Source organism: Mycolicibacterium neworleansense (assembly GCF_001245615.1).
Lineage (GTDB): Bacteria > Actinomycetota > Actinomycetes > Mycobacteriales > Mycobacteriaceae > Mycobacterium > Mycobacterium neworleansense.
Genome location: NZ_CWKH01000001.1, coordinates 1,027,058 through 1,050,283, shown reverse-complemented (window position 1 = coordinate 1,050,283; position 23,226 = coordinate 1,027,058). Strand labels below are relative to the sequence as shown.

24 protein-coding genes and 2 pseudogenes are annotated in these 23,226 nt (G+C 68.3%); 11 read left to right on the top strand and 15 right to left on the bottom strand.

The window, feature by feature from the left end:
• Positions 1-4 precede the first annotated feature (4 nt).
• Positions 5-769: a CPBP family intramembrane glutamic endopeptidase gene (locus BN2156_RS04945; protein ID WP_090510871.1), complete on the top strand. Its 765-nt coding sequence runs from the start codon at positions 5-7 to the stop codon at positions 767-769.
• Here BN2156_RS04945 and BN2156_RS04940 read toward each other — a convergent pair.
• Complete coding sequence (locus tag BN2156_RS04940) at positions 766-1,344, bottom strand: CGNR zinc finger domain-containing protein (RefSeq protein WP_090510870.1); 579 nt, start codon at positions 1,342-1,344, stop codon at positions 766-768. The genes BN2156_RS04945 and BN2156_RS04940 overlap by 4 nt on opposite strands.
• A gap of 118 nt (positions 1,345-1,462) precedes the next feature.
• On the opposite strand from BN2156_RS04940, the gene BN2156_RS04935 reads away from it, so the two are divergent.
• Entirely contained in the window at positions 1,463-1,936 is a 474-nt protein-coding gene (locus BN2156_RS04935; RefSeq protein WP_090510867.1) for a hypothetical protein, read from the top strand.
• A 1-nt stretch (position 1,937) separates the two neighbouring features.
• On the opposite strand, the gene BN2156_RS04930 is transcribed toward BN2156_RS04935, so the two are convergent.
• From BN2156_RS04930 to BN2156_RS04910, 5 genes and pseudogenes are all read right to left on the bottom strand, one after another.
• Positions 1,938-2,939, bottom strand: coding sequence for a zinc-binding alcohol dehydrogenase family protein (locus tag BN2156_RS04930; protein WP_090515485.1), 1,002 nt, complete (start codon positions 2,937-2,939; stop codon positions 1,938-1,940).
• Positions 2,940-2,975: 36 nt separating this feature from the next.
• Positions 2,976-3,278, bottom strand: a complete 303-nt coding sequence (locus tag BN2156_RS04925) for a GlsB/YeaQ/YmgE family stress response membrane protein (protein WP_090510861.1) — start codon at positions 3,276-3,278, stop codon at positions 2,976-2,978.
• 117 nt (positions 3,279-3,395) lie between these two features.
• A pseudogene (locus BN2156_RS04920) lies at positions 3,396-4,221 on the bottom strand (APA family fibronectin-binding glycoprotein).
• A gap of 221 nt (positions 4,222-4,442) precedes the next feature.
• A complete protein-coding gene (locus BN2156_RS04915) occupies positions 4,443-5,549 on the bottom strand; it encodes a sulfate/molybdate ABC transporter ATP-binding protein (RefSeq protein ID WP_090510858.1) in 1,107 nt (368 codons plus the stop codon).
• On the bottom strand, positions 5,546-6,340 hold the full coding sequence (locus tag BN2156_RS04910; protein ID WP_090510856.1) for an ABC transporter permease: 795 nt from the start codon (positions 6,338-6,340) through the stop codon (positions 5,546-5,548). The genes BN2156_RS04915 and BN2156_RS04910 overlap by 4 nt, the downstream gene beginning before the upstream one ends.
• Positions 6,341-6,518: 178 nt before the next feature.
• Between BN2156_RS04910 and BN2156_RS04905 the strand changes: the two genes are divergently transcribed.
• From BN2156_RS04905 to BN2156_RS04895, 3 genes are all read left to right on the top strand, one after another.
• Positions 6,519-7,193, top strand: a complete 675-nt coding sequence (locus BN2156_RS04905) for an SDR family oxidoreductase (protein ID WP_090510853.1) — start codon at positions 6,519-6,521, stop codon at positions 7,191-7,193.
• A gap of 18 nt (positions 7,194-7,211) precedes the next feature.
• On the top strand, positions 7,212-8,138 hold the full coding sequence (locus tag BN2156_RS04900) for an LLM class F420-dependent oxidoreductase (RefSeq protein WP_090510851.1): 927 nt from the start codon (positions 7,212-7,214) through the stop codon (positions 8,136-8,138).
• A gap of 98 nt (positions 8,139-8,236) precedes the next feature.
• Positions 8,237-9,610 carry a type II NADH:quinone oxidoreductase Ndh gene (locus tag BN2156_RS04895; RefSeq protein ID WP_090510849.1) on the top strand — a complete coding sequence of 458 codons (1,374 nt, stop codon included), beginning with the start codon at positions 8,237-8,239 and terminating at the stop codon, positions 9,608-9,610.
• Here the strand turns inward: BN2156_RS04895 and BN2156_RS04890 are convergent.
• The 8 genes and pseudogenes from BN2156_RS04890 to BN2156_RS04855 all read right to left on the bottom strand — a co-directional run bounded on the left by BN2156_RS04890 (position 9,607) and on the right by BN2156_RS04855 (position 15,206).
• Entirely contained in the window at positions 9,607-10,254 is a 648-nt protein-coding gene (locus BN2156_RS04890; protein ID WP_090510846.1) for an urease accessory protein UreD, read from the bottom strand. The genes BN2156_RS04895 and BN2156_RS04890 overlap by 4 nt on opposite strands.
• Positions 10,254-10,940, bottom strand: coding sequence for an urease accessory protein UreG (gene ureG, locus BN2156_RS04885; protein ID WP_090510843.1), 687 nt, complete (start codon positions 10,938-10,940; stop codon positions 10,254-10,256). Before ureG ends, BN2156_RS04890 begins: the two co-directional genes overlap by 1 nt.
• 29 nt (positions 10,941-10,969) lie before the next feature.
• Positions 10,970-11,478: pseudogene (locus BN2156_RS04880) on the bottom strand (urease accessory protein UreF).
• A complete protein-coding gene (locus tag BN2156_RS04875) occupies positions 11,479-13,200 on the bottom strand; it encodes an urease subunit alpha (RefSeq protein ID WP_090510841.1) in 1,722 nt (573 codons plus the stop codon).
• A complete protein-coding gene (locus tag BN2156_RS04870) occupies positions 13,197-13,511 on the bottom strand; it encodes an urease subunit beta (RefSeq protein ID WP_090510840.1) in 315 nt (104 codons plus the stop codon). Before BN2156_RS04870 ends, BN2156_RS04875 begins: the two co-directional genes overlap by 4 nt.
• Positions 13,512-13,518: 7 nt before the next feature.
• Complete coding sequence (locus BN2156_RS04865) at positions 13,519-13,821, bottom strand: urease subunit gamma (RefSeq protein ID WP_090510837.1); 303 nt, start codon at positions 13,819-13,821, stop codon at positions 13,519-13,521.
• A gap of 56 nt (positions 13,822-13,877) precedes the next feature.
• The gene (locus tag BN2156_RS04860; protein WP_162490732.1) at positions 13,878-14,279 is read right to left on the bottom strand and encodes a PaaI family thioesterase; all 402 of its coding nucleotides are present in this window, start codon (positions 14,277-14,279) and stop codon (positions 13,878-13,880) included.
• 156 nt (positions 14,280-14,435) lie between these two features.
• Positions 14,436-15,206 carry an iron reductase gene (locus BN2156_RS04855; RefSeq protein WP_090510831.1) on the bottom strand — a complete coding sequence of 257 codons (771 nt, stop codon included), beginning with the start codon at positions 15,204-15,206 and terminating at the stop codon, positions 14,436-14,438.
• Between the two features lie 224 nt (positions 15,207-15,430).
• On the opposite strand from BN2156_RS04855, the gene BN2156_RS04850 reads away from it, so the two are divergent.
• The 6 genes from BN2156_RS04850 (at position 15,431) to BN2156_RS04825 (ending at position 22,452) form a co-directional block, all read left to right on the top strand.
• Positions 15,431-15,847, top strand: coding sequence for a BlaI/MecI/CopY family transcriptional regulator (locus tag BN2156_RS04850; RefSeq protein WP_090510829.1), 417 nt, complete (start codon positions 15,431-15,433; stop codon positions 15,845-15,847).
• A 14-nt stretch (positions 15,848-15,861) separates the two neighbouring features.
• Complete coding sequence (locus tag BN2156_RS04845; protein ID WP_090510825.1) at positions 15,862-16,833, top strand: M56 family metallopeptidase; 972 nt, start codon at positions 15,862-15,864, stop codon at positions 16,831-16,833.
• Positions 16,834-16,884: 51 nt separating this feature from the next.
• Positions 16,885-18,339: an NADP-dependent phosphogluconate dehydrogenase gene (gene gndA, locus BN2156_RS04840; RefSeq protein WP_090510823.1), complete on the top strand. Its 1,455-nt coding sequence runs from the start codon at positions 16,885-16,887 to the stop codon at positions 18,337-18,339.
• Between the two features lie 25 nt (positions 18,340-18,364).
• Positions 18,365-19,801, top strand: coding sequence for a GuaB1 family IMP dehydrogenase-related protein (locus BN2156_RS04835; protein ID WP_090510821.1), 1,437 nt, complete (start codon positions 18,365-18,367; stop codon positions 19,799-19,801).
• Positions 19,802-20,039: 238 nt separating this feature from the next.
• Positions 20,040-21,407 (top strand): hemolysin family protein, encoded by a 1,368-nt coding sequence (locus tag BN2156_RS04830; protein WP_090510819.1) that lies wholly within the window; start codon positions 20,040-20,042, stop codon positions 21,405-21,407.
• Positions 21,400-22,452 (top strand): hemolysin family protein, encoded by a 1,053-nt coding sequence (locus BN2156_RS04825; protein ID WP_090510816.1) that lies wholly within the window; start codon positions 21,400-21,402, stop codon positions 22,450-22,452. The genes BN2156_RS04830 and BN2156_RS04825 overlap by 8 nt, the downstream gene beginning before the upstream one ends.
• A gap of 9 nt (positions 22,453-22,461) precedes the next feature.
• Here BN2156_RS04825 and BN2156_RS04820 read toward each other — a convergent pair whose 3' ends face one another.
• Entirely contained in the window at positions 22,462-23,070 is a 609-nt protein-coding gene (locus tag BN2156_RS04820) for a TetR/AcrR family transcriptional regulator (protein WP_090510813.1), read from the bottom strand.
• Between the last annotated feature and the right edge of the window lie 156 nt (positions 23,071-23,226).

Sequence of the window (23,226 nt, the reverse complement as noted above, 5' to 3'; positions counted from 1 at the left end):
AGTTATGTCTGATCAGAGCGCCGTGGCCGCGCATCCACATCCACTGGTGGCCCAGCTCTCGGCATTGCACCACTTCCGGATCTACGCCGACATCGGCATCGTCGTCGTCATCCTCACGCTGACCAACCTGATCGCGCATTTCACCACCCCGTGGGCCAGCATCGCCACGGTCCCGGCCGCCGCGGTCGGCCTGCTGGTCCTGGTGCGCGCCCGCGGCCTGGGTTGGACCGAACTGGGGCTGGGCCGCGAACACTGGCGCTCCGGCGTCGGCTACGCGCTGGGCGCCGTCGCACTCGTGGTGTCGGTGATCGCGATCGGGGCGGCGCTGCCGTGGACCCGGCCGATGTTCATGAACGACAACTACGCGACCATCTCGGGGGCGCTGCTCGCCTCGATGGTGATCATCCCGCTGCAGACCGTGATCCCCGAGGAGCTGGCGTTTCGTGGTGTGCTGCACGGAGCGCTGAACCGGGCCTGGGGTTTTCGCGGTGTCGCCGCGGGCGGTTCACTGCTGTTCGGTCTCTGGCACATCGCCAGTTCACTCGGGCTGACGAGCGAGAATGTCGGCTTCACCCGACTGTTCGGCGGCGGCATCTTCGGCATGATCGCCGGGGTGGTGCTGGCCGTGGTCGCCACCGGGGCGGCCGGCTTCGTGTTCACCTGGCTGCGGCGACGCAGCGGCAGCCTGATCGCGCCGATCGCCCTGCACTGGTCGCTCAACGGGGTCGGCGCGCTGGCAGCCGCCCTGGTCTGGCACCTGTCGACCTAGCCGCCGGCGCGTCTTCGAGCCCGGAACTCGCGGTTCTTCAACTTGTTTCCGCACTCGGACATCACGCACCAGGTCCCGCCATGGTTGCGCGACCGGTCGTAGAACGCCCACGCGCACTCGTCGTTCGCGCATGCCTTGAGGCGTCCCCACGTGCCGTCGAGCTGCGCGTCGCGCATTACCAGCAGCAGCTCCAGCAGGCGCTCACGCACGCCCTGCCCGGCGGCCGACAACCACACCTGCCCATCGTCATCCAGACCGACCCGTGCGGTGGACGCATCGGCGAGCCCCTGCAGTACGGCGAGGTGATCGGCGCGCGGCGGCGGGCCGCCGGTGTTGTGAATCAGCAGCGCGCGCAACGCCTCGCGTACTCGGCGCACCAGGTCCAACTCGGCTGCGGTCGGAGTCGCCCCCGCTGCGAGCAGGCCGTGGGCCGCCAACCAGGGCGCCGCGTCGGCGGGATCGGCGAGGCGGTCGGCTCCGGCCGGCAACTCGATCGTGTTGACCAGGGCCTGAATCCGGGCCAGGGGGTCGGGCGCGGGTTTGGTCTCGGAGTCGCCGGCCCACGTCGTAGTCATCGCTCCAGCGTACCGCCGTGACCACTAAATCGGATTGACTAGTCATTCGTGACCGGCGTACGGTCATAGGTAGTCACGAACTCCGGACTGGGCACACCGAAAACTACGAGGTCTCGCCATGAACGACAACCGAATTTCTGCGATACCAGCCACCACAGTCCGCCGTGCACCTGTCCCCTGCCGCCCGTCGATCCGAGCCCGCCTGACCGCACGGATGCGATCGGGCCGGCTTGACGCCATGCTCGCCGTGGGCGCCCCGATTCCCCCGGGCAGTGCGCTCGCCGCCCGCGCCGCCCGGTTGACGTCGGACTCGGAACGCGCAGCGATCGCCCGCGTACTGCGCCGCTGCGCGCACGAAGCCACTACCGACACCATCCTGTGGTCATCACGAATCCCGTTGCACCGGAAGAATATTGCCGCTGCAGAGGCGATGATCGACGCGCTCACCCTGCGGCTGCATGCACCACTGCCGGTGGACGCCCGCGGCATGGCCCGGCTGACCCGGGTGATCAATGACGGGCTCGGCCCGCTGTACGCCTTCGGGCACGGCGACCTCGCCGGCAGGTTGGGCGCCGCGCTGGCCGCGCTGTGAGCTAAACCTGCAGCACGGCCGCACCCGCGATGCGGCCCGCGCTCAGATCGGCCAGCGCCTCATCGGCGCGGTCGAGGCCGTATACGGGCGTGCTGACCGCCAGTCGATGTTCATCGGCGAACGCCAGGAAATCGCGGGCGTCGGCACGGGTGTTGGCGGTCACCGACCGGACCTCCCGCTCCTGGAACAGGTGCCGCTGATAGTTCAAGACCGGGATGTCGCTGAGGTGGATGCCCGCGATCGCCAGCACACCGCCGGAGTCCAGTGCCTCCAGCGCGGGCAACACCAGATCCCCCACCGGGGCAAACAGGATCGCGGCATCCAGCGGCTCGGGCGGCATGTCCGCGCTGCCCTGCACCGACGAGGCGCCCAGCGCCAGTGCCAGTTCGCGGGCGCGTTCGCCGCGGGTCATCACATGCACGCGGGCTCCCTGCGCCAACGCCACCTGCGCCGTCAGGTGTGCGCTGCCGCCGAAACCGTAGAGTCCGAGCCGTCCACCCGGCGGTAGGTCGGTACGCAACAGTGCCCGATAGCCGATGATCCCCGCACACAGCAGCGGCGCGAGCTCGACGTCGGAGTAGCCGGAAGGCAGCCGGAGCGCGAATGCGGCCGGAACAGTGGTGAATTGGGCGTAGCCGCCGTCGGCGTCCCAGCCCGTGTAGCGCGACGACGGGCAGAGATTCTCGCGCCCGCGCAGACAATAGGCGCACCGACCGCAGGTGTGCCGCAGCCAGGCCACCCCGACGCGGTCACCGGGCGCATACCCGCCGGCGGCGTCGGCACCGACCGCGACCACCTCGCCCACCACCTCGTGCCCGGGAATGACACGGGGGCGGTGTACGTCCAGATCGCCTTCTGTCACATGCAGGTCAGTGCGACACACGCCGCACGCCAGGACCGCTACGAGCAACTCGTCGGGACCCGGCTGGGGCATGGGCACGCTGACCCGTTGCAGCGGATGGGAACTCACCGGGCCAGGGGTGACGACCTGCCAGGCCGTCATGGCCCCTGCGGTCCCGGTGACCATGTCCCGCGCCGGTCAGCTGCCCCTGCGGACCAGGCCGACGATCCAGAGCAGGATCACCGATCCGAGAATCGCGGTGAAGAGGGTGAACCACCAGCCGCCGGAAGCGGTGTCGACGAAGAAGCTGAGAAGGAATCCACCGATGAGCGCGCCGATGATGCCGATCACGATGTTCATCAGGATGCCCTCGCCACCACCCTTGACGATCTTGCCCGCAATCCACCCGGCGATCGCACCGATGATGATGTAGCCGATCCAGCCGACACTGGTCAGCGTGGAGGAACGAGCCAGGATTTCGGTAGCCGCCAATACGTCCATTGCAGGTCTCCTGCCTGTCACTGGCTTTGCCCAGCGGGCTCGCTGAGCCACACCCAGGTGTACCTCCCGAACGTAACAATTCGGTTGGTCAATTGGGAACGATCAGCGCTCAGCGTGTCAGGCCGGGGGCTGCATCTCCGGCGGTGCGTTGGTGACCGGCACCGGAACCCCGACACCCGGACGGGCGGGCGGGGCGTTCGGATCAACCGGCGGCGGCGCCGCATTGGGGTCCCCTGCCGGGGGTGCCGGCGGAGTCCACGGACGGATGGAGTTGGCCAGGGTCGCGGCGGCGGCCTTGTCCACCGGATGGTTGGCCGATCCGAGCCACACCACGAACCAGCGTTCCGGTGCGCGCTGCCCACGCGGCGTTCCCGGCGGCGGCGGCGCACCGACCACACCGGCCCAGATCTGTCCGTTGGGCTTGTTGGCGTCGGTGAACTTCACCTCGTAGAACGACGCGACGCCGGTCAGGCCGTTGGCGTCGAGCGGCACGGTCTCCTGATTCACCCGGGTCCCGGGGAACGGCATGAAGAACTCGCCCATGTCGGAGGCCAGGCGGACAGCCGCCTTGGCGTTGTCGGCCTCGGCGCCGGCGAACAGCTTCAGGTCCAAGCGTCCGAGCAGCACGCTGGTGTCGTTCGGCGGTTCCGGCGTGCCTTCCGGCGGAATCTTGGTCAACAACGCCTGCCCGTAAGACAACTGGGTGGCGTCGGACACCTTCCAGCCGCCGGGCACGACGTAGCTGAATCCGCCCGCGGCGTTGTCCACCCGGCCGGGCTCGGGTGCGGGAGCGGCAGGAGCCGGGGCCGGGCGCCGGCACGGGATCCGCATACGCCACCGCCGGCAGCGCAACGGCCGCGGCGGTCGCGCCGGTGACCGCGACCAGCGTCAGCTTCTTCGACAGACCTCTGCGCCGATGTGACATCGCATCCGACTCGTCCATGGGGAAGAAACTACCGTGTTACGGCCGTGACGCAAGTGTGAGTTGCTCTTAGAGTGCCAAAAAGTGCGGTTGCGACAGATGAGATATCGCCAGCTGAAAAGCAGTACGCAAAGTTGCTGACACACGGGTGTGTCGGGCGCCACGCCGGGCCTGGCAACCCACCCCCGTCACCCGCGGCGACAGGACCCTCAACACGTGATTCGGGCCGCTGCGCGCCTTCGTTACGCCGGGCCGGGTGAGCAACTCCCGATACCTGCGGGGTGCACGGCAACCTCCTGCGCCTTCACCGAGAAGTACACCGTGTCCCCCGGGGCCAGCCGCAGCTCGGCGGCCGACTCCGCGGTGATGTCCGCGGCCAGACCGGGGGCGCCGTCAGGCTGTTCATCGGCCCGCACCCGGATGCCGGGCCCTCGACTGTCGAGCTCGCCGACGATCACCGCGACGGTGTTGCGCGGGCTGCCGTGCGGCTCCTCCCGATACACCGAGACCGACGCGGGTGAGAACACCGCCACCACCGGCGCGCCGGGCAGGACCTCGGCCGCAGGCGTGCCGTGCCAGTGCGCGCCCCATGACGTGGTCAGGATGCCATCGGCGGCCAGCGTGCCGCCGATCAGGTTCACCCCGGCGAACCGGGCCCCGAAGTGACTCTTCGGCGTCGCCAATACCTCCGCGGCAGAACCACTTTCGACGATTCGCCCGTCGTCCACCACGATCACGCGATCGGCCAGCGTGAGCACGTCCAGCAGGTCATGGGTGATCAGCACCGCCGGCCTGCCACCGCTGCCCAGTACCCGCCGCAGCACCTTGCGCATCGACGCCGCCACGGCGACGTCCAAACCGGCCAGCGGCTCGTCGAGCAACAGCACCTCGGGGTCGGCGGCCAGCGCCCGCGCCAGCGCCACCCGCTGAGCCTGTCCGCCCGACAGCCGCCGGGGCCGCCGTTCGGCCAGATCGGTGGCGTCGACCTCGGCCAGCCACCGGTGAGCACTCTCGTCCGCGGCCCGGCCACCCAGCCGACGCCCACTGCGCACCCCGAACACGACGTTGGCCAGCACGCTCAGGTGCGGAAACAGCAGAGACTCCTGCAACAACAGGCCCACCCGGCGGGCATGGGTCGGCACCTGCACCCCGGCAGCCGCATCGGTCAGCACCCGATCCCCCACCCGGACGTGCCCGGCATCCAGTCCGACCAGCCCGGCGATCGAATGCAGCGTGGTCGATTTACCGGCGCCGTTGGGGCCCAGTATCGCCAGCACCTCCCCGGCCGGTACATCGAATTCCAGGTCCAGGCCGCGCTTCTCGACCACGGCACGCACTTGCAGGGTCATGTCCAACCACCCGCCCGCAACCGGCGGCTACCGAGCCCGACGACCACCACGGCAGCCACCACGACCAGCAGCACCGACAGCGCCACCGCGGCGTCGGCGTCGCTCTCACGCTGCAGGTAGATCTCCAGCGGAAGGGTGCGCGTGACGCCCTGGCGCGACCCCGCGAACGTCAGCGTGGCACCGAACTCGCCAAGGGAGCGCGCGAAGGCCAGCACCGCTCCGGACATCAGGCCTGGGCCCAACAACGGCAAGGTCACCCGCCACCACACGGTCGCCGGCGAGGCACCCAGCGTCGCCGCCACGATCTCGAAATCGGCGCCCGCGGTGCGGGCGGCCCCTTCCAGCGAGATGACCAGGAACGGCAATGACACGAAGGTCTGCGCCAGCACCACCGCCATCGTGGTGAAGGCGATCTGAATCCCGGCGCCCTCCAGATGACGGCCTACCAGGCCGAGCCGTCCGAAGGCATACAGCAGCGCGATGCCGCCGACCACCGGTGGAAGCACCAGCGGCAGCAGGATCAACGGCCGAACGGTCCTGGTGACGGGCCCGTCGGTGCGAGCCAGCACCAGCGCCAGCGGAACCCCGAACAGCACGCACAGCACCGTGCTGGCCAGCGAGGTTTCCAGGCTGAGCTTCAACGCCGCGGTCGACGACGGACTGGTGATCAGCGACCCGAACCGCGGCCAGTCCACCTTTGCCACCATCGCCACCAGGGGCAGTACGACGAATATGGCGCCCACTGCGGCGGGAAAAAATATCCACCGCGGAAGCCGTGGCGGATTCGTCACGATGCGGCCTCGCCGACCACGTCGACGCAGGTGAGAGCGCTGGGTCGGATCATCACCGCAACCATATGCGAGCCGACATTTGGCGCGCCGAGTTTCGTGTCCTAGCTACTGTCCAGTAACATTGGCCGTTGGTCGCCCCCGTCCGGCGCGGCGATCCCCGGGTACATGGAGGTACATCATGGCGGAGGTGCTGGTCACCGGCGGCGACACCGAACTGGGCCGCACGATCGCGGCAGGTTTCCTCGACGCGGGCCACAACGTGGTCATCGCCGGCGCCCGTCGCGAAGACCTGGAGCTGACCGCCAAGCAGCTCGACGTCGCGTCGATCGTGTTCGACAACACCGATCCCGCCAGCCTCGAAAGCGCCCGCTCGCTGTTCCCCCACCACCTCGACACGCTGGTCAACGTCCCGGCGCCGCTGTTCGAGTCCAAGGACCCCCGCACCTTCACGCTGAACGACCTGGCCACCGCGTGGCGCAACGCGCTCGACGCCACCGTGATCTCCGCGGTGCTGACCGTGCAGATCGTCGGGGACCACCTGCGCTCGGGCGGTTCCATCGTCAACGTCGTGCCCGCGAGCCCGCGTGAGGGCAGTGCCGAGGCCGCCGTCAAGGCCGCCCTGGCCGATTGGACCGCCGGCCAGGCCGCGTACTTCGGTACCCGCGGAATCACCGTCAACGCCATCGCCCCCGGCCTGTCGGCCGAGCCCGGCTACGACGGGCTGGGCAGCACGCCGCCGTCGGTTGCCGACGAATTTGCCCGTCTCGCACTGTTTTTGAGTACGCCGGCGGCTCGCCACATCACCGGGCAGACGATGCACGTCAGCCGCGGTACGCTCGCCACCCTGGGATAGCGCGCTAAGGTCGGAGAAGTGACAATCCGACTCGGACTCCAGATCCCCAACTTCTCCTACGGCACCGGCGTTTCCGAACTCTTCCCGACCGTCATCGCCCAAGCTCAGGAAGCCGAGACCGCCGGTTTCGACTCCGTCTTCGTGATGGACCACTTCTATCAGCTGCCTGGTCTCGGCACTCCCGACCAGCCGATGCTGGAGGCCTACACCGCGCTGGGCGCGTTGGCGACCGCGACCGAACGGGTACAGCTGGGCACCCTGGTCACCGGCAACACCTACCGGAACCCGACGCTGCTGGCCAAGGCCATCACCACGCTCGACGTGATCAGTCAGGGCCGCGCCATCCTGGGCATCGGCACCGGCTGGTTCGAGCTCGAACACGACCAGCTCGGCTACGAGTTCGGCACCTTCACCGACCGCTTCAACAAGCTCGGCGAGGCGCTGCAGATCATCCTGCCGATGCTCGCCGGCGAGCGGCCGACGTTCAGCGGCAAGTACTACCGCACGGTCGAAGCAATGGCCAATCCCCGCTTCCGGGACCACATTCCGCTGATGATCGGCGGCAGCGGCGAGAAGAAGACCATCCCGCTGGCGGCCCGGTACTTCGACCACCTCAACATCATCGCGAACTTCGACGAACTGCCCCGCAAGCTCGACGTGATCCGGCAGGAGTGCGAGCGGATCGACCGGGATCCGGCCACTCTGGAGACCAGCATGCTGGTGATCGCTCTGATCGGCGAGCAGTTCACCGCTGACGCGATCCCGCCCGACTTCCAGAACCGTGCCGTGTTCGGCAGTGCAGAGCAGATCGCCGAACAGCTCAAGACCAAGCTCTTCGATGCCGGGGTGAACGGGGTGATCCTCAGCCCGGTGACCCTCGGCGGCTACGTGCCCGGCGGCATCACGGCCGCTGCCGAGGCATTGAAACCACTGATATCCGGGTAAACATTCGGTTCGGTTGGCCATCTCACCGCACAGGCTGGAATGGCGCCGACTAACCTAACGGTTATTACGAGTGGCAAACACGTTCGCGAGGAGCAGCAATGAGCCATCCCGGAGCTACGGCATCGGATCGGCATAAGGTAGTCATCATCGGATCGGGTTTCGGCGGCCTGACCGCCGCCAAGACCCTCAAACGTGCCGACGTCGACGTCAAGCTGATCGCCCGCACCACGCACCACCTGTTCCAGCCGCTGCTGTACCAGGTGGCCACCGGCATCATCTCCGAGGGCGAGATCGCCCCGGCCACCCGAGTGATCCTGCGCAAGCAGAAGAACGCCCAGGTGCTGTTGGGTGATGTCACCCACATCGATCTGGAGAAGCAGACGGTGGATTCGGTGCTGCTCGGGCACACCTACTCCACTCCGTACGACAGCCTCATCATCGCCGCCGGCGCCGGGCAGTCCTACTTCGGCAACGACCATTTCGCCGAGTTCGCACCCGGTATGAAGTCGATCGACGATGCACTCGAGCTCCGAGGCCGCATCCTCGGTGCGTTCGAACAGGCCGAGCGTTCCAGCGATCCGGTGCGCCGCGCCAAGCTGCTGACCTTCACCGTGGTGGGCGCCGGCCCGACCGGTGTCGAAATGGCCGGGCAGATCGCCGAATTGGCCGATCAGACCCTGCGCGGCAGCTTCCGCCACATCGATCCCACCGAGGCTCGGGTGATCCTGCTCGACGCCGCACCGGCCGTGTTGCCGCCGATGGGCGAAAAGCTGGGCAAACGGGCCCAGGCGCGGCTGGAGAAGATGGGGGTCGAGGTTCAGCTCGGCGCCATGGTGACCGACGTCGACCGCAACGGCCTGACCGTCAAGGATTCCGACGGCACGCTGCGGCGCATCGAATCGGCGTGCAAGGTGTGGTCGGCCGGCGTCTCCGCCAGCCCGCTGGGCAAAGATCTCGCCGAGCAGTCCGGGGTCGAACTGGACCGCGCCGGCCGGGTCAAGGTGGATCCCGACCTGACGATCCCCGGTCATCCCAACGTCTTCGTGGTCGGCGACATGGCCGCCGTCGACGGGGTGCCCGGCGTCGCCCAGGGCGCGATCCAGGGCGGCCGCTACGCGGCCAAGCTGATCAAGCGTGAGGTCGCCGGCACCAGCCCGAAGATCCGGGCCCCGTTCGAGTATTTCGACAAGGGCTCGATGGCGACGGTGTCGCGGTTCTCCGCGGTCGCCAAGGTCGGTCCGGTCGAGTTCTCCGGGTTCTTCGCCTGGGTGTGCTGGCTGGTACTGCACCTGGTGTACATCGTCGGGTTCAAGAGCCGGCTGGTGACGGTGCTGTCGTGGGGCGTGACGTTCCTGAGCACCAAGCGCGGGCAGCTCACCATCACCGAGCAGCAGGCCTACGCCCGCACCAGGATCGAAGAACTCGAAGAGATCGCGGCATCGGTGCAGGAAACCGAGAAAGCGGCGTCCTAGCCTTCTGCGGCCTCGGGTGGCAGCCGGTCCCCTTGCCAGGTGGCCAGGCTGCCACCTCGAGCCAGTTCCAGGACAGTTCCGGGCGCATCGAACGAAGTTGCGGGATAACGTAGTTCACTGATGCACGCTCGCGGGGTGGCCAGCACGTCGTCGCCCACGGCCCCGCAGCCGAGTTCGATGCGATGACGCAACAGTGGCGTCGAACCGACGTCGGCGCGCAGCGCCGAGGACCAGAAACCCTCCCGCTCACCGGATCTGCCGATCTGTACCCGTTCCCGGATGCGCACCTGTGCGGTGTCGGCGATTCCCAGGCAAGTCACGGCATGATGCACCGAACCGCCGGCGACCACGGTCGGCTGCGGGTCGAGATCTACCTGGCCGGCCACCTCGAGCTCCCATCGCGCCGACGACTGCGGTGTCCGGGCCCCGGGGAGCACCATCGTCGCCGCCGCAGTCCGAATCCGCAGCCGTGCACCGGCTTCCACCACCAGTCGCACCGTCAGGGTGTCGCCACCGAGCGGGGTGGCGGCCGTCGAGATGAGATGCACTGTATCGGGTTCGGTGCAGCGCCCGGCCAGCCCGCCACGCGCCTCGATCCGCGGCAACCGCCCCGGCGAGGCCACGATGACGACTTCGGAATGCATCACGCCGACGGGGCCTGCGCGACCTTCAACTGCTCACGCACCCAGGCCAGCACCGGACCGGCCGCCGGATCCTCGGTCAGAGAGATCAGCGCCGTCGGGCGATCCGCGCGCACCTTGGCCGCGTCGCGGCGCATCACCTCCAGATCGGCTCCCACCAACGGAGCCAGATCGGTCTTGTTGACCACCAACAGATCCGAGTACGTCACGCCCGGCCCGCCCTTGCGGGGCACCTTGTCTCCCCCGGCCACGTCCACGACGAAGATCTGCACATCCACCAGGCCCGACGAGAACGTCGCGGTGAGGTTGTCGCCACCGGATTCCACGAGGATCAGGTCGAGTCCCGGATTGGCCTCGATCAGATCGTCGATCGCATCGAGGTTGGCGGTGATGTCGTCACGGATCGCGGTGTGCGGGCATCCCCCGGTCTGCACCGCCGCGATCCGCTCGTCCGGAAGCACCGCGTGCCGGCGCAGGAAGTCGGCGTCCTCGGTGGTGTAGATGTCGTTGGTCAGCACCGCCAGTGACAGGTCGTCGCGCAGCTGCCGGCACAACGCGGCCACCAGTGCGGTCTTTCCGGATCCGACGGGGCCGCCGACGCCGATGCGCAGCGGCTCGTCCGGCCGGCGTACCCGCTTGGGCCGGTCGATGTGGGTGTGGGGCTCGCCGTCGAGCAAATGCGGTGGCATGGTGGGCCTTTCGAGAGCTGTACAGAGATTTACGATACGAACAACGGCCGGTCGCGCTGGGTATGCCGCTGTGCCAGCACGTCGAGCAAGGGGTCGGACAGATCGGCCAGCCCGGTAACCGCCTCGGCCGCCACCGCATCGCACAAATCCGACAGCTCGAAAGTCAGCGCCGCGACATCGGCCGGGTCCAGTGCGAGCAACCGCTGCGCGGCCGTGGCCGAACCCGTCATGGTGGTGTACACCACCGACAACGCGGTCTGGCCGGGATCCAGCGCGGCGGCCGCGCCGGAGCCGGTGTGCGGGCGTCGGTTTCGGCGTCGGCAGCCCCGGGCCCCAGGGCCCCGGTGTGTACCGCCACCGCTAGCGAGGCCGCCACCACTGCGCTGGTCCGGACCCGGCGGACCAGATACGCGCGCAATGTGGCGACGTCGGTGAGCAGGCCGCTGGTGACCGCCTCCTCGACGCCGCCGGAGTGCACGTGACCGCCGGTCGGCAACCGCGAGTCGGCCAGGATCAGCAGTGTTGCCAGGCTGCTCATCTAGAACAGGAAATATCGCTGGGCCATGGGCAGTTCGACCGCGGGCTGTTCCTGCCACACCTGCCCGTCGATCCGCACGGTGAAGGTGTCCGGCTCGACCTCGATGCGGGGCAGTGCATCGTTGAGCGGCATCTGCGCCTTGCCGACCTGGCGAACGTTCTTGACCGCGGTCAACTTTCGGCGAACGTCGAGGCGATCGGCAAGGCCGTCCTCGATCGCCTGCGGCGCGACGAAATGCACCGACGTGGCGGCTGCGGCAGCCGGGGCCGCGCCGAACATCGGCCGTGGCAGTACCGGCTGCGGGGTGGGAATGGAGGCGTTGGCATCGCCCATCGCGGCCCAGGTGATCATGCCGCCCTTGAGCACCGCGTGGGGCCGCACTCCGAAGAACGCGGGTTCCCACAGCACGAGGTCCGCGAGCTTGCCGACCTCGACCGAACCGACCTCGTCGTCGAGGCCGTGCGCGATGGCCGGGCAGATGGTGTATTTCGCGACATACCTTCGGACGCGGTGGTTGTCGGCCGCGCCGTCGCCGTCCAGGGCGCCGCGCCTGCGCTTCATCACGTGCGCCGTCTGCCAGGTCCGCAGCACCACCTCACCGACCCGGCCCATGGCCTGCGAGTCGCTGCCGATCATCGAGATGGCGCCGATGTCGTGCAGCAAGTCCTCGGCCGCGATCGTCGACGGGCGGATCCGGCTCTCGGCGAACGCCAGATCCTCGGGCACGCTCGGATTCAGGTGATGGCACACCATGAGCATGTCGAGATGCTCGTCGAGGGTGTTCACCGTGTGGGGACGGGTCGGATTGGTCGAGCTGGGAAGCACATTCGGATGCGAGGCGACGGTGATGATGTCGGGTGCGTGCCCGCCGCCGGCCCCTTCGGTGTGATAGGCGTGGATACCGCGGCCCTTGATGGCGGCCAGGGTGTCCTCGACGAAACCGGCCTCATTGAGCGTGTCGGTGTGGATGTTGACCTGCACGCCGGCGGCTTCGGCGACCGTGAGACAGGCATCGATCGCCGCGGGCGTGGTGCCCCAGTCCTCGTGCAGTTTGAATCCCGCTGCGCCGCCGCGCAACTGCTCCCACATCGCCTCGGAACTGACGGTGTTTCCCTTGCCGAGCAGCGCGATGTTGAGTGGCCAGGAATCCAGCGATTCCAGCATCCTGGCCAGATGCCAGGCACCGGGCGTGACCGTGGTGGCCTTGCTTCCCTCTGCCGGGCCGGTGCCCCCGGCCACGATCGTGGTGATGCCGCCGCCGAGCGCCTCCTCCATGATCTGCGGACAGATCAGGTGCACGTGGCAGTCGATCGCACCGGCGGTCAGGATCCGACCGTTGCCGGCGATGATCTCGGTCGACGGACCGACCACCAGGTCCGGGTGCACGCCGGTCATGATGTCGGGATTACCCGCCTTGCCGATGGCCACGATGCGGCCGTCGCGGATCCCGATGTCGGCCTTGATGATTCCCCAGTGATCGATGATCACCGCGCCGGTGATGACGGTGTCAGGGGCGCCCTCGGCGCGGGTGGCCCTGGACTGCCCCATCGACTCGCGCAACACCTTGCCGCCGCCGAACACCGCCTCGTCACCGGCCAGCCCCGGGCCGCCGCTGCGGTCCTCGGTGATCTCGATGAACAGGTCGGTGTCGGCCAATCGGATCCGGTCACCGGTGGTGGGGCCGAACAGCGCCGCGTAGCGGGCCCTGGTCAATTCGGTCATGCGGTTCCCAATCGGCCGGGCGGGTCGAGACTGATGCCGTGAACTTCCCGGGTGCCGCCGAGAGGTACCAGTGAGACACGCTGGGCCACACCGGGTTCGAAGCGAACGGCGGTCCCGGCCGGGATGTCGAGGCGGTGCCCGCGGGCGGCGGCCCGGTCGAAGTCCAACGCGGAGTTGGCCTGCGGCAGGTGGACGTGACTGCCGACCTGCACCGGCCGGTCACCGGTGTTGACGACATCGAGGATCAGGCGTGGCGCACCGGCATTGAGCGCGACGTCGCCCTCACCGAAGACGATCTCCCCGGGGATCATGCCGACCTCACGAGATCGGGTTGTGGACGGTCACCAGCTTGGTGCCGTCGGGAAAAGTGGCCTCCACCTGCACGTCGTGCAGCATCTCGGGCACTCCCTCCATGACCTGCTCGCGGGTCAGCACGTCGCGTCCGCTCACCATCAACTCGGCGACGGTCCGGCCGTCACGAGCGCCTTCCAACAGATGATCGGTGATCACCGCGACGGCCTCGGGATGGTTGAGCAGCAGACCGCGGGCCTGCCTGCGCCGCGCCAGCTCTGCGGCATACGAGATGAGCAGTCGATCCTGCTCATGCGGGGTCAAACGCATAGTGCGCGATCCTGCCACGGCGAGCGGGGTTCGGCAGCGCTCGCTTCGCCGGGGCGCTATTCGGGGATGTTCTGCAGCCGCACCTGACCGCGCGCGACGAGCTTGTCGTTCTCGTCGGTGATGGTGATCAGCCACAGCTGCTGGCGGCGGCCCCGGTGAATCGGCTGAGAGATCGCAGTAACCGTCCCTTTCCCGATAGCGCGCAGGAAGTCTGTGTTGTTGTTGACCCCGACCACGGTGCCGCCGCCGTTCTCCGACAGCCAGATGTGGCCGGACACGCTGGCCAGGCTTTCCACGATCGAGCAGTACACGCCGCCGTGCACGATGCCCCACGGCTGCAGGAGCTTGTCGTGGATCGTCAGCTGCGCGCGGCCGCCGTCGGGGGTGAGCTCGAGGTAGGTCAGGCCCAGTTCGGAGTCGAATCCCTGGCCCAGACGTTCGGTGGAATCAGTGGTCACAGTCCTCGTGTCTACACGCCGTCTCGCCATAAAGATGCGGGCGGGTCCCGCGTGTAATACGCGGGACCCGCCCTCGAGTGGACCGGGGGTCTCTGCAGCCCTCAGGACTCCGGCTCGGTCCGTTAGCCTCGTATCTACATAGTAGGCAAGGCTGCCCTAATTTAACAAGACCTTCCCCGCGCGTCCGCAGCCGCGGACCGGCAGACCGAACCCGACCAGGGCATCGAGCACCGCCTGGCCGCGCCGCATGCTCACCACTTCACTGGAACCGGCGAGCAGCGGGACCTGGGTGGCCGCGCCGACCACCGCCGCGCCCACCATGTGCCACATGGCGGCCAGCGACATGGCGCCGTCACTGACCTCCACCAACCGGGCGAAGAGCGGCTCCAACGCGCGGTGACTGCGATGCGCCACCCACGTGGTCAATGCCGCCTCGCTGGGCAGCGCGACGATTCCGTCATGGGAGGCATTGGCAACGCAGGCGCCGCGGTCCGAGTAATAGGGATCCTCGGGCAGACCGCGCAGGGTGGGATCGACGACGCCGACCCAGTCGATCGCGCCCTCGGAATCGACGTGGACCCACAGGTTCTCCAGGCCGGTATCCCAGGCACGCCCTTCCAGCGCCAGCAGCGGCACGACGCGGCCGATCACCACGTGGATGAACGTCGCGGCCAACTGCTGGGCGACCGCGGCCCGGTTGCCGGTCTCGGCCATCGCGGCGTCGAACATGCCCTGCAGCCGATCGGCGGACAGCGCCTCGGCCAGCGGCCACCACCGGCGGCGCGACAGATCTCCCACGACGGCCACGCCGTAGACCCGCGGACACTCCGGATACAGCTCACGTAAACGCCGGCTCGACTCGTGCAAGGGCAGCGTCCGCTCGATGGCCATACCCGCGATCAGCGGATCTTCGATCAAGACCGTCATGTCACCTCCGAAGGCTCCAGTTTGACTTAGGTTAGCCTTACTATAGTCACGTGAAGGATGAGAGCTACCCCCTGTGACTCGATTCACAACGGACCCCATATATGGCGCTGACCTTGACCTAAACCGCTACGGAAGGCAGTCGGAGCGCCGTCGCCAAACGCATACGACGCGCGGTAGTAAACCCGTAGTACGCTGGCTTTACTGCTCAGGAGAGTGAACGGAACATGGCCAAAATGACGCGTCTCGGGGAGCTTGAGCGCGAGGTGATGGACCACTTGTGGTCGGCACCCGAACCCCAAACAGTGCGCCAAGTCCATGAGGCGCTGGCCGCCCGCCGCGACTTGGCCTACACCACGATCATGACCGTGCTGCAACGACTGGCGAAGAAGAACCTGGTCGTACAGCACCGCGATGACCGCGCGCACCGCTATGCGCCCACGAACGGCCGCGACGAGCTGGTCGCCGGCCTGATGGTCGACGCCCTCGACCAGGCCGCGGACTCGGGTAGCCGCCAGGCCGCGCTCGTCCATTTCGTCGAGCGAGTCGGCGTCGACGAAGCCCGGGCACTGCGCCGGGCGCTCGCCGAACTGGAGAGCAAGCACCAGCTGGGCCCACCGGCTGGCAATTCGGGCACCGCCTGAGAGAGACTTACGGCGTGTCCGCGCTGGCCTTCACTCTCGTCGCGCTGGCCCTGGTAGGACCAGTGCCGGCGGTGTTGGCCCGTGCGGCGTGGCCGTTACGCGCACCTCGCGCGGCGATCGTGCTCTGGCAGTCGGTGGCGCTGGCCGCCGTGCTCTCAGCCTTCTCCGCCGGTATCGCAATCGCCAGCCGGCTGTTCGTCCCCGGACCCGATGGCCGGCCCACGGCCACCATCACGAGCGAGATCAACGCCCTCGGTTGGCCGTTGTGGCTGCTGTACGTGGTGGTGTTCAGCCTGACCCTGTTCATCGGCGGCCGGCTCTGCGTGGCCGTGATCCAGGTGGCGGTGGCCACCCGGCGTCGCCGCGCACATCACCGCATGATGGTGGATCTGCTCAGCAAGTCGCGCGACGCCGTGCCGGCCCACCTCTGTACGGCGCACCGGCCGCTCGCCGGCGACGGCCTGCGCATCCTCGACGTCGAACAGCCGCTCGCCTACTGCCTACCCGGCGTCCGCAGTCGCGTCGTGGTCAGCGAGGGAACGCTGACCACGTTGTCCGACGACGAGGTCGCCGCGATCCTCACCCATGAACGGGCCCATCTTCGCGCCCGCCACGATCTGGTGCTGGAGATGTTCACCGCCGTCCATGCGGCCTTCCCGCGGTTCGTCCGCAGCGCCAACGCCCTGGACGCGGTCCGGTTGTTGATCGAGCTGCTGGCCGACGACGCCGCGGTACGGACCGCCGGTCCCACTCCCCTGGCCCGGGCACTGGTGGCCTGCGCCAGCGGCCGCACCCCGTCGGGTGCGCTGGCCGCCGGCGGACCGACCACCGTGATCCGGGTACGGCGCCTCGGCGGCAAACCCAACAGCGTGGCCATGGCGGTCACCGCCTACCTGGCCGCGGCCGCTGTTCTGGTGGTACCCACCGTCGCCGTGGCCGTCCCCTGGCTCACCGAGCTTCACCGCCTGTTCTCCGGACTCGGATAAAGCTCTGCACGACAGGCGTTCTGCTACAACAAAACAACGAAAGGCTGCTGCATGAGCAAGACGAGCACTACCGGCACGGCACAGATCGGAGTCACCGGCCTGGCGGTGATGGGTTCCAACCTCGCTCGTAACTTCGCCCACCACGGCTACACCGTCGCGCTGCACAACCGGTCGATCGCCAAAACCGATGCGCTGCTGGCCGAGCACGGCTCCGAGGGCAAGTTCGTGCGCAGCGAGACGATCGCGGAATTCCTTGACGCCCTGGAGAAACCACGCCGGGTGATCATCATGGTCAAGGCCGGCGACCCGACCGATGCGGTGATCAACGAGCTGGCCGACGCCATGGAACCCGGCGACATCATCATCGACGGCGGCAACGCTCTCTACACCGACACCATCCGCCGCGAGAAGGCGATCCGCGAGCGCGGCCTGCACTTCGTCGGCGCGGGCATCTCCGGCGGCGAGGAAGGGGCGCTCAACGGCCCGTCGATCATGCCCGGTGGCCCCGCCGAGTCCTACAAGTCCCTGGGTCCGCTGCTGGAAGAGATCTCCGCCCACGTTGACGGGGTACCGTGCTGCACCCACATCGGCCCCGACGGCGCCGGACACTTCGTCAAGATGGTGCACAACGGCATCGAGTACTCCGACATGCAGCTGATCGGCGAGGCCTACCAGTTGCTACGCGACGGGCTGGGCAAGTCCGCACCCGAGATCGCCGACGTGTTCGCCGAGTGGAACAAGGGCGACCTGGACAGCTACCTGGTCGAGATCACCGCCGAGGTGCTGCGCCAGGTCGACGCCAAGACCGGCAAGCCGCTGGTCGACGTGATCGTGGACGAGGCCGAGCAGAAAGGCACCGGGCGCTGGACCGTGAAGTCCGCTCTGGATCTCGGGGTTCCGGTCACCGGCATCGCCGAAGCCGTGTTCGCGCGCGCACTGTCGGGTTCGGTCGCCCAGCGCCGGGCCACCACCGGCCTGACCTCCGGTCACCTCGGCGAAACTCCTTCCGACGCAGCGCAATTCATCGAGGACGTGCGCCAGGCGCTGTACGCCTCCAAGATCGTCGCCTACGCGCAGGGGTTCAACCAGATCCAGGCAGGCAGCATCGAGTACGACTGGAACATCACCCCCGGCGACATGGCCACCATCTGGCGCGGCGGCTGCATCATCCGGGCCAAGTTCCTCAACCGGATCAAGGAGGCCTTCGACGCGGAACCGGAGCTGGCCACACTGCTCGCCGCCCCGTACTTCCGCAGCGCGGTGGAATCGGCGATCGACAGCTGGCGCCGCGTGGTGGTCACCGCCACCGAGTTGGGCATCCCGATCCCCGGTTTCTCGTCGTCGCTGTCCTACTACGACGCGCTGCGCACCGACCGGCTGCCCGCGGCACTGACCCAGGGGTTGCGTGACTTCTTCGGTGCCCACACCTACGGCCGCACCGACGCCGAGCCCGGCCAGAAATTCCACACGCTCTGGAGCGGCGACCGCAGCGAGGTGCCTGCCTGAGTAGGCTCGGTTGGGTGAGGTTGCAGTGAAATTCCTGAACGGACACATCCCGCCGTACGACCTGACCTACAACGACGTCTTCATCATCCCGGGCCGGTCCGATGTGGCGTCGCGGTTCGACGTCGACCTGTCCACCGCCGATGGATCCGGCACCACAATCCCCGTGGTGGTGGCGAACATGACCGCGGTGGCGGGACGGCGTATGGCCGAGACCATCGCCCGGCGCGGCGGCATCGTGGTGCTGCCGCAGGATCTCCCGAGCACCGTGGTCGCCGACACCGTGCAGTTCGTCAAGAGCCGCGACCTGGTCGTGGACACGCCGGTGACACTGAGCCCCGACGACTCGGTGTCCGACGCCGCAGCGCTGCTGCACAAGCGTGCGCACGGCGCCGCGGTGGTGGTGTTCGAGGGACGCCCCATCGGGCTGGTCACCGAGTCCAATTGCGTCGGCGTGGACCGGTTCGCCCGGATCCGTGACGTCGCGATGACGGATTTCGTCACCGCGCCGGTGGGCACCGACCCGCGAAAGGTCTTCGACCTCCTCGAACATGCGCCGATCGATATCGCGGTGCTGACCGAGGCGGACGGCTCGCTGGCCGGTGTGCTGACCCGCACCGCCACGGTGCGGGCCGGCATCTACACCCCGGCCGTCGACGCGGCCGGACGCCTGCGCATCGCCGCCGCCGTCGGCATCAACGGCGATGTCGGAGCGAAGGCGCGCGCGCTGGCCGAGGCCGGAGTCGACCTGCTGGTGATCGACACCGCCCACGGTCATCAGGTCAAGATGCTCGACGCCATCAAGTCGGTGGCATCCCTGAATCTCGGTCTGCCGCTTGCGGCGGGCAACGTCGTCTCGGCCGAGGGCACCCGCGACCTCATCGAGGCCGGCGCCTCGATCGTCAAGGTCGGCGTGGGCCCCGGCGCGATGTGCACCACCCGGATGATGACCGGCGTGGGCCGGCCGCAGTTCTCCGCGGTCGTCGAATGTGCCGCGGCCGCAAAGGAACTCGGTGGCCACGTGTGGGCCGACGGCGGCGTGCGGCACCCGCGCGACGTGGCGCTGGCGCTGGCCGCAGGGGCGTCCAACGTGATGATCGGCTCCTGGTTCGCCGGAACCTACGAGTCTCCGGGCGACCTCATGCATGACCGCGAGGAACGGCCGTACAAGGAGAGCTACGGCATGGCCTCCAAGCGTGCGGTGGCGGCCCGTACCGCCGGGGACAGCCAGTTCGACCGGGCCCGCAAGGCCCTGTTCGAGGAGGGCATCTCGTCTTCGCGGATGAACCTGGACCCGGGCCGCGGCGGGGTCGAGGACCTGCTCGACCACATCACCTCTGGCGTGCGCAGCACCTGCACGTACGTGGGCGCCACCAACCTCGCCGAGCTGCACGACAACGTGGTGCTCGGTGTTCAGTCGGCAGCCGGGTTCGCCGAAGGTCACCCGCTGCCGACGGGCTGGTAATTCGCCGAGTCGCGATACTATTGGGGTTCCTGTATACCGAGCGGGCGGTGGGACACCGCCCTTTCGTCCACTCGGTCAGTTCGAACGAAAGGGTTCACGTGCCGCAGGCACCCACCGAGGCCTCCGGTTCTGAACCGGCCTTCCGGGTGGAACACCAGTCACTTCTGAGCGCCGAAGCTGACGACCCCTCTCCTAGTCGGCCGGGCCCCGGGCCCGGCGTACCCCTGGTGAGGATCTGATGGGCGGCTCGACGGACGTGGTCTTCTCATTGCTGTCGATCCTGGCGATCGTCCTGCTCACCCTCGGCACCGCGGTGTTCGTGGCCGCCGAGTTCTCGCTGACCGCGCTGGAACGCAGCACCGTCGAGGCCAACGCCCGCACCGGCGACCGGCGCGACCACATGGTCCGCCGGGCGCACCGCACACTGTCCTTTCAGCTCTCCGGGGCCCAGGTAGGTATCTCGATCACCACCCTGGCCACCGGTTACCTGGCCGAACCCGTCGTCGGGGAACTGATCCGCCCGGGATTGGACGCCCTCGGCATCCCGGCCAGGTTCGCCGGGGGCCTGTCGTTGTTCCTGGCGGTGCTCATCGCCACATCACTGTCGATGGTGTTCGGTGAGCTGGTCCCCAAGAACCTGGCGGTGGCCCGCCCGGTCCCGACCGCGCGCGCGGCCGCACCGCTCCAATTGCTGTTCTCGATGCTGTTCACCCCGGTGATCCGGCTGACCAACGGCACCGCCAACTGGATCCTGCGCCGGCTGGGCATCGAGCCGGCCGAGGAGCTGCGGTCGGCACGCTCGGCCCAGGAACTGGCGTCGCTGGTGCGCAACTCCGCCCGCAGCGGGTCACTCGACCCGTCGACCGCGTTGTTGGTGCACCGCTCGCTGCAGTTCGGTGAGCGCTCCGCCGAGGAGCTGATGACCCCGCGGTCGAAGATCGAGGTCCTCGACGCCGGAGATTCGGTCGCCGACCTGATGGCCGCGGCGATCCGCACCGGCTACTCCCGATTCCCCATCGTCGAGGGCGACCTCGACGAGACCATCGGCGTCGTCCACATCAAGCAGGTGTTCACGATCCCCCGCGAGGACCGAGACCGGACCCGGCTGGCGGCGTTGGCGCTGCCGGTGGCGACCGTGCCCTCGACCCTCGACGGCGACGCCGTGATGACCCAGATCCGGGCCAATGGATTGCAGACCGCGCTCGTGGTGGACGAGTACGGCGGCACCGCGGGCATGGTGACGGTCGAGGACCTGATCGAGGAGATCGTCGGCGACGTGCGCGACGAGCACGACGACGCCACCCCTGATGTCGTGCCCGCCGGCGAGGGCTGGCAGGTGTCGGGGCTGCTGCGCATCGACGAAGTGGCGGCCGGCACCGGATTCCGGGCATCCGAGGGCGAATACGAAACCATCGGCGGGCTGGTGCTACAGGAGCTCGGGCACATACCGGAGAACGGCGAGTCCGTGGAACTGACCGCTTTCGATCCCGACGGGGATCCGGACAAACCCACGCGATGGCTGGCCACCGTGGTGAGGATGGACGGCCGCCGGATCGACCTGCTCGAGCTGACCAGCCTCGGACACCGGGAGAACAGCCATGGGTGACATTCTCGGTGTGCTGTTGACCGTGTTGCTGCTGGCAGCGAACGCGTTCTTCGTGGCCGCGGAATTCGCGTTGATCTCGGCCCGCCGGGACCGGCTGCAGGCGCTGGCCGAACAGGGTAAGCGCAGCGCCGTCACGGTCATCCGGGCCGGCGAGCACCTGTCGTTGATGCTGGCCGGCTCTCAGCTGGGCATCACGATCTGTTCGATCCTGCTGGGCCGGGTCGGCGAGCCCGCCGTGGCGCACCTGCTGGAGAAGCCGTTCGCGTTGATCGGGGTGTCCGACACCGTGCTGCACACGGTCTCGTTCTTCGTCGCGCTGGCCATCGTGGTGATCCTGCACGTCCTGCTCGGCGAAATGGTGCCGAAGAACATCGCCATCGCGGGCCCCGAGACCGCCGCGATGCTGCTGGTCCCGCCGTACCTGGTCTACATCCGGGCGGCGCGCCCGTTCATCGCGTTCTACAACTGGTGCGCCAACGCGACCCTGCGGGCGTTCCGGGTCGAGCCCAAGGACGAGCTGGAATCGGCCGTGTCGACCGTCGAGTTGTCGGAGATGATCGCCGAATCGGTCTCGGAGGGTCTGCTCGACACCGAGGAGCACGGCCGGTTGACCCGGGCCCTTCAGACCCGCAGCCGCACGGTCAGCGATGTGGCGATGCCGTTGGACGAGATTCACGCCATCCGGGTCGCCGCACCGGGTTCCGGGCCGACCGTGGGCGACGTGGAGCGCGCCCTCACCGACACCGGCTACTCGCGCTTTCCGGTGGCGGACCTGTTCGGAGAGTTCATCGGGTATCTGCACATCAAAGATGTGCTGCCGCACATCAACGATCCCGATGCGGTGCTGGACGTGACGATGGTGCGCCCGCTGCCGCGGATCCCGGCGTCGACGCCGCTGCCCGATGCGTTGTCGAGGATGCGGCGCAGCAACAGTCACCTCGCCCTGGTGACCGGGGCCGACGACGTCGTGATCGCGATGGTCGCGCTGGAGGATCTGGTCGAAGACCTCGTCGGAACGGTGCGCGACGGCACGCACCGCATCTGAGCCGCAAGGCTATTGATCGAGCAGTCCGCGCAGGATCAGCTCGGCCAGGTCGGCGGCGGCGCGTTCGATGTCCTGCTCGGTATCGCCGATCCCGCGCACGCACACCGCGTACAGGGCCGCGCCGCCGATCGCATCCATGATGGTGTCGACGTTGACCTGCCGGCGGGCCCGTCCATGTGTGGCGGCGTCTGCCACGAGTGACGCGAGCTGGGTGCGGGCGGCGGCGTCGAGCCGCTCGGTCATGAGCCTGCGGATGTCGGAGTCTGCCCGCAGGTCGGTCAGCAGGCCCGGAATCGATTCCCGCACAGCGGGATCGCAGAACATCAAAAACGCCCCGCGGCACAGCCGGGTGATCTCGGTGGCGATGTCGTCGCTCGGCGCGGCCGGGTCCAGATCCGGGAACACCGCCTCGTGCACGAGGAGCGCCTTGGACTTCCACCTGCGGTAGATGGTCGGCCGACTGACCCCTGCGGTGCTGGCGATCAGATCGATGGACGTCGCCGCATACCCGCGCTCGACCAGCAGCCGTCGGGTCGTGCTCAGCACGGCCTGGTCGATGGACGGGTCGGGACGTGAGCCCTGCCGTCGGTGGCGGGTGCCCGCCGAACGCGTCGCCACGTTGTCTCCTCACGTCGCCGGGCGGGTCAGCCGAGTCTGGCACACGGGCGCCGCCCGGGGCGGAACTCACTGTTGCCATGATGCCGCATTTGTTGTTACATCGTGTAACAACAAATCTCTCGGGGAGGTGCGAAGGCATTGGGATCACAGCTGCCG

What these genes read in the sequence shown, in the direction of transcription:
- BN2156_RS04945 (WP_090510871.1), top strand. Translation starts at nt 5, where the DNA reads ATGTCTGATCAGAGCGCCGTGGCCGCGCATCCACATCCACTGGTGGCC.
- BN2156_RS04940 (WP_090510870.1), bottom strand. Translation starts at nt 1,344, where the DNA reads ATGACTACGACGTGGGCCGGCGACTCCGAGACCAAACCCGCGCCCGAC.
- BN2156_RS04935 (WP_090510867.1), top strand. Translation starts at nt 1,463, where the DNA reads ATGAACGACAACCGAATTTCTGCGATACCAGCCACCACAGTCCGCCGT.
- BN2156_RS04930 (WP_090515485.1), bottom strand. Translation starts at nt 2,939, where the DNA reads ATGACGGCCTGGCAGGTCGTCACCCCTGGCCCGGTGAGTTCCCATCCG.
- BN2156_RS04925 (WP_090510861.1), bottom strand. Translation starts at nt 3,278, where the DNA reads ATGGACGTATTGGCGGCTACCGAAATCCTGGCTCGTTCCTCCACGCTG.
- BN2156_RS04915 (WP_090510858.1), bottom strand. Translation starts at nt 5,549, where the DNA reads ATGACCCTGCAAGTGCGTGCCGTGGTCGAGAAGCGCGGCCTGGACCTG.
- BN2156_RS04905 (WP_090510853.1), top strand. Translation starts at nt 6,519, where the DNA reads ATGGCGGAGGTGCTGGTCACCGGCGGCGACACCGAACTGGGCCGCACG.
- BN2156_RS04895 (WP_090510849.1), top strand. Translation starts at nt 8,237, where the DNA reads ATGAGCCATCCCGGAGCTACGGCATCGGATCGGCATAAGGTAGTCATC.
- BN2156_RS04890 (WP_090510846.1), bottom strand. Translation starts at nt 10,254, where the DNA reads ATGCATTCCGAAGTCGTCATCGTGGCCTCGCCGGGGCGGTTGCCGCGG.
- ureG (WP_090510843.1), bottom strand. Translation starts at nt 10,940, where the DNA reads ATGCCACCGCATTTGCTCGACGGCGAGCCCCACACCCACATCGACCGG.
- BN2156_RS04875 (WP_090510841.1), bottom strand. Translation starts at nt 13,200, where the DNA reads ATGACCGAATTGACCAGGGCCCGCTACGCGGCGCTGTTCGGCCCCACC.
- BN2156_RS04870 (WP_090510840.1), bottom strand. Translation starts at nt 13,511, where the DNA reads ATGATCCCCGGGGAGATCGTCTTCGGTGAGGGCGACGTCGCGCTCAAT.
- BN2156_RS04865 (WP_090510837.1), bottom strand. Translation starts at nt 13,821, where the DNA reads ATGCGTTTGACCCCGCATGAGCAGGATCGACTGCTCATCTCGTATGCC.
- BN2156_RS04855 (WP_090510831.1), bottom strand. Translation starts at nt 15,206, where the DNA reads ATGACGGTCTTGATCGAAGATCCGCTGATCGCGGGTATGGCCATCGAG.
- BN2156_RS04850 (WP_090510829.1), top strand. Translation starts at nt 15,431, where the DNA reads ATGGCCAAAATGACGCGTCTCGGGGAGCTTGAGCGCGAGGTGATGGAC.
- gndA (WP_090510823.1), top strand. Translation starts at nt 16,885, where the DNA reads ATGAGCAAGACGAGCACTACCGGCACGGCACAGATCGGAGTCACCGGC.
- BN2156_RS04830 (WP_090510819.1), top strand. Translation starts at nt 20,040, where the DNA reads ATGGGCGGCTCGACGGACGTGGTCTTCTCATTGCTGTCGATCCTGGCG.
- BN2156_RS04825 (WP_090510816.1), top strand. Translation starts at nt 21,400, where the DNA reads ATGGGTGACATTCTCGGTGTGCTGTTGACCGTGTTGCTGCTGGCAGCG.